Source organism: Pseudomonas segetis, from assembly GCF_900188155.1.
GTDB lineage: Bacteria > Pseudomonadota > Gammaproteobacteria > Pseudomonadales > Pseudomonadaceae > Aquipseudomonas > Aquipseudomonas segetis.
The window spans coordinates 1-12,275 of record NZ_FZOG01000008.1; the positions used below are offsets into that span (position 1 = coordinate 1).

Below are 12,275 nucleotides of genomic sequence, written 5' to 3' on the forward strand. Positions count from 1 at the left end.
TCTCAACCGAGGCGCGCATTCTACAGCAGCCTCATTTACTGTCAAGCTGTTTTTCGAAGTTCTTTTCCGAAGAAAACCGTTTCTACTCAACCACTTGCGCTTCCGATCAAACCAGCTTCTCGTCAGCGGGAGGCGCATTCTACAGCGTTCAAACTCGCTGTCAACACCTCTTTTTCTACCGCTTCCGATCACCCGGGCGATCACTCCAAAGGCCATTCAAAACACCCTTCAGAGCCCGGCGCATTCTACACAGCTTTCGCTGCTTTGCAACCCCTCTTTTTAAGCTAACTTCTTGTTTTCCAAGAAGTTTTCCGAGAGGCCTGCGCCGGAAGAGGTGCGCATTATAGGCACCTCAGATTTGCCGTCAAGGGTTTTATTCAGCTTTCAGGGTAATTCGTGCAAATGCCTTCTTGCCCGCCTGATAAACCTGGGTCGTGCCCAACTTGACTATATAGGTACGCTCTACCACCTCGCCGTCGACACGCACCCCGCCATTACCCAACAGATCACGGGCAGCCGCAGCATTCTTGACCAACCCTGCTTTATTAAGCAGCGCGGAGATAGGCATATCTTCGGTTGCGGACAACTCGATCTCCGGCAGATCTTCCGGCAGCTCGCCTTCCTTCATGCGGTTACCCGCCGAACGATGGGCATTTGCTGCCGCCTCTTCGCCATGAAAGCGCGCAACGATCTCTTCAGCCAGCTTGATTTTGATGTCACGAGGATTGGCACCACCCTCTACATCAAGCTTGAACTGATTGATCTCATCCATGGAGCGAAAGCTCAAGAGTTCGAAGTATCGCCACATCAACGAGTCTGGCATCGACACCAGCTTGTTGTAGATAGCACCTGGCGCCTCTTGGATACCAATATAGTTGCCCAGCGACTTGGACATTTTCTTAACGCCATCCAGACCTTCAAGCAAAGGCATGGTGACAATGCATTGGGAGGACTGCCCATAGGAGCGCTGCAGCTCACGCCCCATCAGCAAATTGAATTTCTGATCGGTGCCACCCAACTCAACATCCGCCTTCAATGCAACCGAGTCATAACCTTGAACCAGCGGGTACAGGAACTCATGGATCGCAATCGGCTGATTGGTGGTGTAGCGCTTATTGAAATCATCGCGTTCGAGCATACGCGCCACGGTGTACTGCGAAGCCAGCTTGATAAAATCCGCCGGAGTCAGCTGCTCCATCCACGTCGAGTTAAATGCAACCTCGGTTTTCGCCGGATCGAGAATCTTGAACACCTGGGCCTTGTAGGTTTCGGCGTTATCCAAGACCTGCTCACGCGTCAGCGGCGGGCGCGTTGCACTCTTGCCACTGGGGTCACCGATCATGCCGGTGAAATCGCCAATCAGGAAAATGACCTGATGGCCCAACTCCTGAAACTGACGAAGCTTATTAATAAGCACGGTATGCCCGAGATGGAGATCAGGCGCAGTTGGATCAAAGCCCGCCTTGATACGCAGCGGTACGCCCCGCTTGAGCTTTTCGACCAACTCGGATTCAACCAGGACTTCTTCTGCGCCGCGCTTAATAAGCGCCAGCTGCTCTTCAACCGACTTCATGGCAGGACTCATAACCACTAAAAATAAAGGTGAACAACGATACAAGATCGCTGACAAATGACAAGTTTTGCCAAGCGACAAACAAACTTACACCTTGAGCCCCTCAACGAGGGTTGCCTCGAGGGCAATTTGGTTATATTTTATACAGTTAGTACATATTCATCATGTACAACCTTCTTTATTTCTTTTTCTTTTCATCTTTTCGTAGCCAAAAGCCACCTATGACAAATATAACTAGCAAAAAGCCACCCCTGTACCCCAAAACCCATATTCTCGCGGCAAGCGGGGTCGCCGCCATCCTCAGCCTTGCTCTTTTAGTATTTCCCACACGAGAAGTAGAAGCGAAAAAAACCTATATCGGCCTGGATCTGGATAACCCCGCCGAGCAGTTCGAGCCTGGTAGCGATGCAGCGAGCCTCATCAACCCAGAAGACCCGGTTCCCACCCCCTTCGCCAAGACAGTCACACCGGCACAACCCGAAAGCACGGCTTTAGCTTCCCCCGTTTTAGCGCCTGAGCTTGTCGAACCGCCAAGGAACCCTAACGAACGCCAGCTGACTGTTGAAAAAGGCGATACTTTGTCGACTTTGTTCGAGCGGGCCAATATCCCGGCCAGTACGCTGCATGAAGTGCTCAATAGCAGCAAGGACGCAAAGAAACTCACACGCATCAAGGCGGGTCAGGTTTTAGACTTCAAAGTCAGCGACACTGGCGAGTTTGAAAGCCTTAGCAGCAAGTTGAGCAGCATGGAAACCGTCAGTATCACCAAGACTGCTGACGGATATTCATTCAAGCGCGACCTGGTTAAACCCGAAATTCGCGATTCATACGCCCACGGTGTAATTCGCAGCTCTTTGTCGCAAGCAGGGCAACGTGCTGGCCTGCCGCACAGCCTGACCATGCAGTTGGCTAATATTTTCGGTTACGACATCGACTTCGCCATGGACATTCGCAGTGGCGACGAGTTTGAAGTGATTTACGAAGACAAGATGGTTGACGGCAAGCGCGTCGGCAACGGCAATATCCTGTCTGCACGCTTCACCAACCGCGGCAAAACCTACACTGCAGTGCGTTATACAGATAAACGCGGCAACACCACTTATTATGGTGCCGACGGCAAAAGCATGCGCAAGGCATTTATTCGCACCCCGGTGGATTACGCACGCATCAGCTCGCGTTTCTCCAACGGCCGTCGCCATCCAATCCTGAACAAGATCCGCGCACACAAGGGGGTTGACTACGCCGCCCCACGCGGCACCCCTATCAAGGCAACAGGCGATGGAAAAATTGTCCTTGCCGGACGCCGTGGCGGTTACGGCAATGCTGTCATCATCCAGCATGGCAACCGCTACCGGACGCTGTATGGCCACATGCAGGGCTTTGCCAAGGGCATCCGCACCGGCGGCACGGTCAAACAGGGCCAGATTATCGGTTACATCGGCACCACCGGCCTGTCCACCGGCCCGCACTTGCACTACGAGTTTCAGGTCAATGGGGTCCATGTCGATCCGCTGAGCCAGAAACTACCGATGGCGGATCCCATCGCCAAGAGCGAAAAAGCTCGATTCATGGCAGTAGCCAAGCCATTGATGGCACAGATGGACCAAGAGCGCAGCACCATGCTTGCGCAAAACAAGCGCTAAGTCGCGATGCCTTACTATATAGGCGTGATGTCCGGAACCAGTCTCGATGGCCTGGACATCGCCCTGATAGAACAACAGCGCAATACCCGCCTCGTCGCAAGCCACTACATTTCGATGCCTGATGACCTGCGTGCAGAGCTTCTCGCACTGTGCTCATCAGGCACAGATGAGTTGGCAAGAGCCGCGCTTGCCGAGCAGCGCTGGGTCAAACTGGCAGCCCAAGGTGTTGCCCAGGTGCTGGCCGATGCGGAATTAAAAGCCGAATCAATCCGTGCAATTGGCAGCCACGGCCAGACGGTTCGGCATGAGCCGGCACGCGGATTCACCATCCAGATCGACAACCCCGCCCTCCTCGCGGAGCTTACCGGGATTGCCGTGGTTGCAGATTTCCGGCGCCGTGATGTAGCCGCTGGTGGCCAGGGCGCGCCGCTGGTTCCGGCATTCCATGAGGCGCTATTCGGTGAAGGCCAAGGCGCCAGGGCGGTACTTAATATTGGTGGTTTCAGCAACCTAAGCCTGATCGAGACAGGCAGCCACGTCCATGGCTTCGACTGCGGACCAGGCAATGTGTTGCTTGACGCCTGGATCCAGCATCAGCAACAGCACAGCTATGACCGCGATGGTGCATGGGCAGCCAGCGGCCAGGTTCAACCGGAGCTGTTCAACAGGCTCTATGCTGACGACTTCTTCCAGACCTCGGGCCCGAAAAGCACCGGACGCGAACTATTCAATCTCGGCTGGCTTGAAAACCAGCTTCAGACACTGCCCAGCTATAAGCCTGAAGACGTGCAAGCTACCTTGCTCGAGCTGACAGCGCGAAGCATCGTCGACTCGCTACAAGCGGCCCAGAGCAATACGCAAGAGTTACTGGTATGCGGTGGCGGCGCGCACAACAAAGCCCTAATGCAGCGCCTGGCCCAACTGTTGCCACACTGCCAGGTATCGACCACTGCAGCTTACGGCGTGCCTGCCGACTGGGTCGAAGCCATGGCCTTTGCCTGGCTGGCGCACTGCTGCCTTGAACACATTTGTGCAAACCGCCCAAGCGTAACGGGCGCAAGTGGATTACGCATCCTGGGCGCCATCTACCCCGCGTAGGCGCAACCAAAAAGGCCGCGATATTCGCGGCCTTTTCATATGCTGTAGTTTTTGCGCAGCGACGGGCTGGTCTTTAAATGGAAAAGGACGAGCCACAACCGCAAGTAGTGGTAGCGTTCGGGTTCTTTATCACGAACCGTGACCCCTCGAGCCCTTCTTGATAATCGACCTCAGCGCCAGCCAGATACTGGAAGCTCATTGGATCGACCACAAGGCTAACTCCTTCGCGCTCGACGATGGTGTCATCGTCCGCGAGCTCTTCATCAAAAGTGAAGCCGTACTGAAAGCCAGAGCAACCACCGCCTGTGACAAACACACGCAGTTTTAAACGAGGATTACCTTCCTCATCAACCAGGCTCTTCACCTTGCTTGCAGCACCTTGAGTAAATTGCAAAGCCGTGGGGGTGAAGGTTTCGACGCTCATGCTGACTATCTCCCGGCGCTAAGCGCCATACTGCGTTGCGGCTATTATCCGCTTACCCTACAAAAGAGGTCAACTATTGTACAACATCAGCCTCAGTATCAAGCAAAGTTTCTGGGAGCTCCAGCGGACGCGCCTCATCCTTTAGATGACACAGGCTGCCTTCGATTTGCGCGCCCATTGCCATCTCCATCAGGCCGTAGTACAGATTACCCTGCACACGTGCACGCGCGCCCAGTTCCAGATTCTTGCTGGCGTAGACGTTACCTACGACCTCACCATCAATCACTATATGGGGTGCACGGATCTCGCCTTCAACCTTGCCCTCAACACTGATGCGAACCATGCCTTCGCTGGTGATCAGGTTACCGTTGACCTGCCCATCGACCTGGACAGCGCCCAAAAACTTCAAGTCCCCGCTCAAGGCAGCGCCCGCAGCAATCAGGCTGGTCTTGCCGCTAAAACGCTGCAGGTCAGGTTTGGATTTTTCTTTATTCCACATAAGGGTTACTTACTCTTTGTCTAACCATTTGAAGGTACGCTCCAGCGGTTTTTCGCCTTTGATTTCGGCGCGCACTCGTATCTGACTCGGTTCAAACCCGGCAGGCAATTCAAGCTCGGCAAACCTGCCTGCATCAGGGATCGATTTGAAATGCTTGAAGGTGTAAGGAATCAGCTTGCCCTTGAACGTTACAAACTCACTTCGAGTCAGGCTCGCAAGCTCAAGCACCACTTTATCCTTTGCCCCCTGGCTACCCTCGACCGTGATATGCAACTGGCCACTGAGCGGGCTGTCGTCCTTACCTACCCGGCTAAGCAGCACTTTGTAGCGAAAGCGCTGCGGTTTTTCTGTTGCCTGTAGCTCAAAGGTTCGAATTCGCAGGCCCTTGCGTCGGCTGGCAGGTGCAAGCACACCTTTATAGAAAGAAAGATCCTGCTGCTGTTTGAAGATTTGCTCTTCAAGCAACTTAATCGTCAGACGGTTTTGTTCATTTGCCTTTTCTGCGACCCTGGCACCGCTAGTCGCAATCGCAATCTGCGCCCGCAAGTCATCCAACTGCCTTTCCTGTTCAGACAAGCGCTTGGCCATCGGCTTTATTTCCGCAGAAAGAGCCAGTGTCTGCTGACGCTCCCAGTACATGCCGGCATAAAACGCCGCAGGCAAGGCAAGTAGTAGCACCAAAAGCAAAAAACGCATCCGCCCTGAGCGGTCAGGACCGCTCGGGCGTACCTCCCACCCCGCCATCAGGGCAACAAGGCGGCGTGGGACAAGCCAGCACGCTCGTCCAGACCAAATAGAATATTCATATTCTGAACGGCCTGGCCCGATGCACCTTTGACAAGGTTATCAATAACCGACAGCACCACGACCAGCTCGCCACCTTGGGGACGATGTACGGCGATACGGCAGACATTGGCGCCACGCACGCTACGGGTTTCCGGATGACTTCCCGCAGGCATCACATCGACAAAGGGCTCATTGGCGTAGCGTTTTTCAAACAGCGCCTGCAAGTCAACAGAGGTATCGACCACCGTTGCATAAAGCGTGGAATGGATACCCCGGATCATCGGTGTCAAATGCGGCACGAAGGTCAATCCTACAGGCTGGCCAGCAGCGCGACGCAGTCCCTGGCTGATTTCAGGCAAATGGCGATGGCCTTTTACCGCATAAGCCTTCATGTTCTCCCCCGCTTCACTGAACAGTGAGCCGACACTGGCCCCACGTCCGGCCCCGCTAACACCCGACTTGCAATCAGCGATCAAACGGCTCGGATCGGCTAGGCCGGCCTCAAGCAGCGGCAAAAAGCCCAGCTGGGTCGCAGTGGGATAACAACCCGGTACAGCAATCAGGCGGGCACTCTTGATCGCTTCGCGATTGACCTCAGGCAAACCGTATACGGCTTCAGCCAACAAGCCGGGGGCACCATGCGGCTGGCCGTACCATTGCGCCCATTCCTCAGCGTTTTCAAGGCGAAAGTCAGCAGACAAATCGATAACCTTGGTGCCTGCATCAAGCAACTCGCCGGCCAAGGCATGGGCAACACCGTGGGGCGTGGCAAAAAACACCACATCACAGGCACCAAGAGTTGCAACATCAGGAACGCTGAATGCCAGGTCCGGGTAGTGGCCGCGCAGATTTGGATACATCTCGTCAACGCGTAGCCCTGCTTCAGAGCGCGAAGTAATGACCGTCACTTGAGCTTGCGGATGCTGCGCCAATAAACGCAGCAGTTCGACACCGGTGTAACCTGTGCCGCCGACGATTCCGACCTTAATCATTACTTGCCCCTACAGAAAGCCACTGGAAAGCCCTTGATAATAAAGCCCTGAGACGATGCGGCCAACTAGCAGTGATGACGGATGCGTATCGGAGCACTACTATCGGGGTATTAATTCGTTCAGGTTGGTCTAAATGCTCTACTTGTGGCTCAAAGCCTTACACATCATCTCGCTGGTCTGCTGGTTCGCCGGACTGTTTTATCTGCCCCGCTTGTTTGTCTATCACGCCTTGAGTGAAGACAGTGTCAGCCGCGAGCGTTTCTGCGTCATGGAGCGCAAGCTGTATCGCGGCATCATGACCCCCGCCATGCTCGCCACCCTGATTTTTGGTGTAGCGCTGATCAGCCTCAACCCAAGCTATTACTTCAGCCAAGGCTGGCTACACGCAAAGCTGGTATTGGTGATACTTCTGATTGGTTATCAACATATGTGCGGTGTACAACTAAAACGCTTTGCTTTAGGCGAGAATACGCACAGCCATGTGTTTTTCCGCTGGTTCAACGAGGCGCCAGTGCTGGCACTGATTGGCATTGTGATTTTGGTGATAGTGCGCCCGTTCTGATTTCATCCCAAACCATATACGACTCAAATAAGGTGCTGTGATGTCATTACCCCAAGTGCTCGAACAAGGTTTACGCTTGCCAGTCGTAGCCGCGCCAATGTTCCTGGTATCCAACCCACGACTAGTGACCGCCTGCTGTAACAACGGGATAGTCGGTAGCTTTCCAGCACTCAACCAACGCGAGAGCAGTGGTTTTCGCGCATGGCTTGATGAAATCGAGGCGGGGCTTGAGGACAACGCAGCGCCCTATGCCGTAAACCTGATCGTGCACGGCACCAACCCACGCCTGCAGGCTGACCTGGCTATCTGTGTTGAAAAGCGCGTACCTATAGTGATCACCAGCCTGGGCGCAGTCAAAGAAGTGGTGGATGCGGTGCACAGTTATGGCGGGCTGGTCTTCCATGATGTCACCACTCGCCGCCATGGTGAAAAAGCTGCAGAAGCAGGGGTTGACGGGCTGATTGCAGTCGCCGCCGGTGCTGGTGGTCATGCCGGGACCTGGAGTCCGTTTGCGCTAATTGCCGAGTTGCGTCAGTTCTTCGATAAAACCTTGCTGCTTTCCGGCTGCCTGAATCACGGCCATGAGATTCTGGCGGCGCAAATGCTTGGGGCAGACCTTGCCTACATGGGCACCCGCTTTATTGCGACCCAGGAGAGTGACGCCGAAGCTGACTACAAACAGATGATCACCGAGGCCAAGGCTGCCGACATTATCCACACCCCGGCGGTGTCGGGTATCCCGGCAAGCTTTATGCGCCAGAGCTTGCAGCGCGCAGGCTATGACTTAGCCCAACTACAGCAAAAAGGTGAAGTTAATTACGGTGAGAAGCTCAAGCCAATCAACGATGAAGCCAAAGCATGGAAAACCGTGTGGTCGGCAGGTCAAGGCGTAGGCGAAATCAATGAAATTCCAGACGTGAAGTCCCTGATTTCACGACTGGATCACGAGTACAAGGCCGCACAAGAGCGCGTACTGCGTTTACAACAGCGCTGAAGGCATCAATAATCAATGCCGCTTAAAGGCATATCGCCACTAATGCATCAATTGAAACTTTGCTGACACCCATCATGTGCCAGAGAAAATCCGGCCGTTATATTCTAGGCTGAGCCCAAGGGTAAAATAGCCACACTAACGACACTAGCGCCGACAAGGAAAGCTCGCATGACACAAACTCGCTTCAAGATTGTTTTCAGTGGTGAACTGATGCCCGGGGTGGCACTTGAGACAGCCAAGGACAATCTGGCCAAGCTTTTTAAAAGTGATAGCGCTCGAGTTAATACCCTCTTCAGCGGCAGCCCGATCGCTCTCAAGCGTGACCTGCACGAAGACGAAGCGGACAAGTACCTTGCAGCGCTGCACAATGCTGGCGCCAAAGCCACAAAAGAGCCCGACCTGGCAGCGAGCCTTTCACTGGTTGATACCGATGAGCATAAACAAGCGCCAGAGTCGGCTGAAACAATGCAGTGTCCCAAGTGCGGACATCGTCAAGATAAAGCCATCGAATGCTCGGCCTGCGGCATCGTTATCGAGAAGTTTCTTGCACGCCAGGCTTTGCAAGAACAAGCCGCAAAAACAGCACCGGCCGCAACTACAGTCGCCCCGCCCCCGGCAGCTCATACGCCATACGCGCCACCAAAGGCTCCAGTGGGCGAACGCCTGCCAGAGTTTGGCGAACTCAAGCCGTTTACCACCGATGGTCGTATCGGTCGCCTGCGTTTCCTGGCGTGGACCTTTGTACTAATGCTGCTTTGTGCGCCTATATTCGGTATTGCGGCGGCCGGATCCGCTATCTCGGCAACCGTTGGTGCCATATTGATGATTATCGTCAGTATCGCGCTGGTCATTGTCGGTGTGATGATCAACGTCCAACGCCTGCATGACATTGGTTGGTCCGGCTGGCTGCTATTGATCACCATTGTGCCAATAGTCGGCAGTATCTTTAGCCTGCTGATGCTATTCATGCCTGGCACCCAGGGCCCCAATCGGTATGGCCCACCACCGCCGCCGAACAGCACATCGGTCAAGGTTCTATCGGGATTTGTCATTGTGTGCTCGGCGTTGGCCTTGCTCGGCGCCATCATCGCCCTGCTGACCATCCCGGACGCTCTCCAACTTCTACAGTCAGGAGCGGTAAACTAGCGCGAGATATCAACGCATGGGGCCGCGCAGGCCCCATCACGGAGTAATGCCTCATGTCTCGATATGCTTTAGTTACCGGCGCCACTAGCGGTATTGGCTTGGCCCTGGCTGAAGCACTGGCCAGGCGCGGGCGTAACCTGCTGTTGGTGGCTCGCCATCGTGAAGCCTTGGAAGCTATTGCAGCAGAGCTTGCTCAACGCTTTTCCGTCGAAGTGTTAATCCGTGCTTGCGACCTTAGCAAACCAATCCAGTTAACAGGGTTGCTGATGGAGCTGGAGGAAGGCACCTACTCCATTGATCTGCTGGTCAACAACGCAGGGCTCGGCACTTCCGGCGCATTCGTCGCCCAGGACTGGCTACAGGAACAACAACTGATAGAGGTCAACATGCTGGCTTTGGCACGCCTGTGTCATTCAGTTGGCAATGTCATGGCAGGCCAGGGTAACGGCCAGATTCTCAACGTCGCGTCCGTAGCCGCTTTCCAACCGGGTGCCTGGATGGCCAACTACTACGCCAGCAAAGCTTATGTGCTGCATTTGTCCGAGGCATTGCGCGAAGAGCTCAAGGAGCATGGTGTGGGCGTATCAGTGCTCTGCCCTGGGCCAACGCGAAGTGCATTTTTTCGCAAAGCAGCGCTGGATGACAGGCGCCTGGCGAGCAGCAAGCTGATGATGAGCGCTGAAGAGGTGGCGCTGGCGACCGTCCGCGCACTGGATAAGAACCGCGCAATAATTATTCCCGGCTGGCGTAACCGTCTGCTGGCATTCTCGCCCAAGCTGGCACCGCGCTGGCTAGTGCGAAAAATCAGCGCGCGAATCAATCGCCGATTTCTCGCTCATCACTAGTCGCTGGCAGCTACTGTTCGATCTTTCGCCCAAGTGCGCAACGCATCCAGATGCTCTGCCATCACCACTGATAACGGCGAAGTCGTCTGAATCTCGTGCCGCAGTATTGCTATATCCACTGGCTGCTGTCGCGCCTGGGCTGTATACAACGCACTAACCACCACCTGCTCGATTTCCGCACCCGAAAAGCCATCAGAGGCATTGGCCAGCAATTTCAAATCGAATTGCTGAGGGTCAAGCTCACGTCGCTTGAGATGGATGCTGAAAATCTCCTCGCGGGTCGCGGCATTGGGTAAATCGACAAAGAACATCTCGTCAAACCGCCCTTTGCGCACCAGTTCAGGCGGCAGGCGCTCGATGACGTTGGCAGTGGCAACCATAAATACCGACGACTTGCGTTCGGCCATCCAGGTTAGAAGTGTGCCGAGCACCCGCTGGCTTACGCCACCGTCATTATCACCGCTGGCCAGGCCTTTTTCGATTTCATCAATCCACAGCACACAGGGCGACATCTGCTCCGCCAACGTCAGCGCTTCACGCAGGTTGCGCTCGGTCTCGCCGAAGAACTTGTTGTACAGGCTGGCAAAATCCAGGCGCAGCAGCGGCAGTCCCCATAACCCGGCAATGGCCTTGGCCGCCAAGCTCTTGCCGCCACCTTGAACACCGACCAACAGCACCCCCTTGGGAATATCCTGCATGGTGGCGTCAACAAACGCGGCCTGACGGTCAGCCAGCCAGCGCTTGAGGTTTTCAAGACCACCGACATCGGCAAACTGCGCTGTTTCATACTCAAAACTGAGGACGCTTTCGAGATCGAGCAGTTGTGATTTGGCCTTGTTCAGCTCAGGCAAGTCATCCTGGGTGATCGCGCCGTCATCACAAATGACCTTGCGCGCCAGGATGCGCGCCTCGGCATGACTCATCCCGCGTAGGTTCTTCACCACTTGCTGCAAGGTGCGGTTGTCGGTGCGTACACGAATATTGCGATTGCGCTCGCTCCAGCGCGCCGCCTCCTCGCGAACGATTGCCAACAACTCATCTTCGCCCGGCAATGCCAGGCTGAAACGCGCGGCGTAGCGCTGAACTTCCGGCGGCAGCTTGCAAGCATGTGAAACCAGCACCAGCGTCGGCTTGTGCAGGTTGTCATCCATGGCAATTTCCTTGAGCAAGCGCACCAGCTTCGGGTTGTCGGGCAAGAACGGGTGCAAGTCGCACATGACATACAGATTGGGTTGCGGATCGGCCTTGATCAAACGCAATGCCGCTTCAGGCTCATGCGAGCCTTCATGGCCCAAAGTACCAGTGGCAAAGCCCAGGTGCTGCAAGCCTTCGGTAACCGACCATGTGTACAGGCCCAGGCTGCGCTTGACCGCCAGACTGGTAAGCGTTTGCAGTACCCGCAGCTCATCCCAGGACTCGATCAGCACCAGCTTTACTTTCGAGTCGAGCACCAGGCCTAGATCATGTATATCGTTTTTCACAGTAACTCCCTGACCTATCCACTGTAATGACCATGCCCCCTAGCGCTTTTTTCAACCACGGGCGCCCGCTTCATCATCGACCAATCGGTAGCCACGCGCAGACATCCCGTCGCAGCAGCAACGGATAGTAAAACGCCTGGCAAACTTAATCTTGTAACTGGGCAAGATTTCACTCAAGGAAAGCAGTGAAATTAATAATCCATGATCATCCTCTATCATAAGCAGCGAACAC

The 12,275-nt window shown here is 54.9% G+C and carries 12 protein-coding genes and 1 pseudogene; 7 read left to right on the forward strand and 6 right to left on the reverse strand.

Annotated features, from left to right (window positions below; genetic code table 11):
* A pseudogene (locus CHB79_RS22135) lies at positions 1–288 on the forward strand (hypothetical protein); the annotation flags it as partial.
* A gap of 85 nt (positions 289–373) precedes the next feature.
* Here the strand turns inward: CHB79_RS22135 and tyrS are convergent.
* Positions 374–1,573 (reverse strand): tyrosine--tRNA ligase, encoded by a 1,200-nt coding sequence (gene tyrS / locus CHB79_RS19800; RefSeq protein WP_089361150.1) that lies wholly within the window; start codon positions 1,571–1,573, stop codon positions 374–376.
* 221 nt (positions 1,574–1,794) lie between these two features.
* Between tyrS and CHB79_RS19805 the strand changes: the two genes are divergently transcribed.
* Positions 1,795–3,216, forward strand: a complete 1,422-nt coding sequence (locus CHB79_RS19805; protein ID WP_089361151.1) for an OapA family protein — start codon at positions 1,795–1,797, stop codon at positions 3,214–3,216.
* A 6-nt stretch (positions 3,217–3,222) separates the two neighbouring features.
* A complete protein-coding gene (locus CHB79_RS19810; RefSeq protein ID WP_089361152.1) occupies positions 3,223–4,314 on the forward strand; it encodes an anhydro-N-acetylmuramic acid kinase in 1,092 nt (363 codons plus the stop codon).
* A gap of 73 nt (positions 4,315–4,387) precedes the next feature.
* On the opposite strand, the gene erpA is transcribed toward CHB79_RS19810, so the two are convergent.
* The 4 genes from erpA to argC all read right to left on the reverse strand — a co-directional run bounded on the left by erpA (position 4,388) and on the right by argC (position 7,015).
* Entirely contained in the window at positions 4,388–4,738 is a 351-nt protein-coding gene (erpA, locus tag CHB79_RS19815; RefSeq protein ID WP_010486164.1) for an iron-sulfur cluster insertion protein ErpA, read from the reverse strand.
* A gap of 73 nt (positions 4,739–4,811) precedes the next feature.
* A complete protein-coding gene (locus CHB79_RS19820; RefSeq protein WP_010486162.1) occupies positions 4,812–5,237 on the reverse strand; it encodes a bactofilin family protein in 426 nt (141 codons plus the stop codon).
* Positions 5,238–5,246: 9 nt separating this feature from the next.
* Entirely contained in the window at positions 5,247–5,933 is a 687-nt protein-coding gene (locus CHB79_RS19825) for a DUF6776 family protein (protein ID WP_010486160.1), read from the reverse strand.
* A 47-nt stretch (positions 5,934–5,980) separates the two neighbouring features.
* Positions 5,981–7,015, reverse strand: coding sequence for an N-acetyl-gamma-glutamyl-phosphate reductase (gene argC, locus CHB79_RS19830; protein WP_089361153.1), 1,035 nt, complete (start codon positions 7,013–7,015; stop codon positions 5,981–5,983).
* Between the two features lie 133 nt (positions 7,016–7,148).
* Here argC and hemJ point away from each other — a divergent pair, with 133 nt between their 5' ends.
* From hemJ to CHB79_RS19850, 4 genes are all read left to right on the forward strand, one after another.
* Complete coding sequence (gene hemJ, locus CHB79_RS19835) at positions 7,149–7,577, forward strand: protoporphyrinogen oxidase HemJ (protein WP_010486158.1); 429 nt, start codon at positions 7,149–7,151, stop codon at positions 7,575–7,577.
* Positions 7,578–7,617: 40 nt separating this feature from the next.
* Entirely contained in the window at positions 7,618–8,571 is a 954-nt protein-coding gene (locus tag CHB79_RS19840; protein WP_089361154.1) for an NAD(P)H-dependent flavin oxidoreductase, read from the forward strand.
* 168 nt (positions 8,572–8,739) lie between these two features.
* Positions 8,740–9,717, forward strand: a complete 978-nt coding sequence (locus CHB79_RS19845; protein WP_089361155.1) for a DUF805 domain-containing protein — start codon at positions 8,740–8,742, stop codon at positions 9,715–9,717.
* A gap of 53 nt (positions 9,718–9,770) precedes the next feature.
* Positions 9,771–10,562: an SDR family NAD(P)-dependent oxidoreductase gene (locus CHB79_RS19850; protein ID WP_089361156.1), complete on the forward strand. Its 792-nt coding sequence runs from the start codon at positions 9,771–9,773 to the stop codon at positions 10,560–10,562.
* Here the strand turns inward: CHB79_RS19850 and CHB79_RS19855 are convergent.
* On the reverse strand, positions 10,559–12,043 hold the full coding sequence (locus tag CHB79_RS19855; RefSeq protein ID WP_089361157.1) for an AAA family ATPase: 1,485 nt from the start codon (positions 12,041–12,043) through the stop codon (positions 10,559–10,561). The two genes, CHB79_RS19850 and CHB79_RS19855, sit on opposite strands and share 4 nt — an antisense overlap.
* Between the last annotated feature and the right edge of the window lie 232 nt (positions 12,044–12,275).

Bases quoted from the DNA above. Each gene is read 5' to 3' on its own strand.
- erpA (WP_010486164.1), bottom strand. From the start codon at position 4,738: ATGAGCGTCGAAACCTTCACCCCCACGGCTTTGCAATTTACTCAAGGT.
- CHB79_RS19850 (WP_089361156.1), top strand. From the start codon at position 9,771: ATGTCTCGATATGCTTTAGTTACCGGCGCCACTAGCGGTATTGGCTTG.
- CHB79_RS19820 (WP_010486162.1), bottom strand. From the start codon at position 5,237: ATGTGGAATAAAGAAAAATCCAAACCTGACCTGCAGCGTTTTAGCGGC.
- CHB79_RS19840 (WP_089361154.1), top strand. From the start codon at position 7,618: ATGTCATTACCCCAAGTGCTCGAACAAGGTTTACGCTTGCCAGTCGTA.
- CHB79_RS19805 (WP_089361151.1), top strand. From the start codon at position 1,795: ATGACAAATATAACTAGCAAAAAGCCACCCCTGTACCCCAAAACCCAT.
- CHB79_RS19845 (WP_089361155.1), top strand. From the start codon at position 8,740: ATGACACAAACTCGCTTCAAGATTGTTTTCAGTGGTGAACTGATGCCC.
- tyrS (WP_089361150.1), bottom strand. From the start codon at position 1,573: ATGAAGTCGGTTGAAGAGCAGCTGGCGCTTATTAAGCGCGGCGCAGAA.
- CHB79_RS19825 (WP_010486160.1), bottom strand. From the start codon at position 5,933: ATGCGTTTTTTGCTTTTGGTGCTACTACTTGCCTTGCCTGCGGCGTTT.
- argC (WP_089361153.1), bottom strand. From the start codon at position 7,015: ATGATTAAGGTCGGAATCGTCGGCGGCACAGGTTACACCGGTGTCGAA.
- CHB79_RS19810 (WP_089361152.1), top strand. From the start codon at position 3,223: ATGCCTTACTATATAGGCGTGATGTCCGGAACCAGTCTCGATGGCCTG.
- hemJ (WP_010486158.1), top strand. From the start codon at position 7,149: ATGCTCTACTTGTGGCTCAAAGCCTTACACATCATCTCGCTGGTCTGC.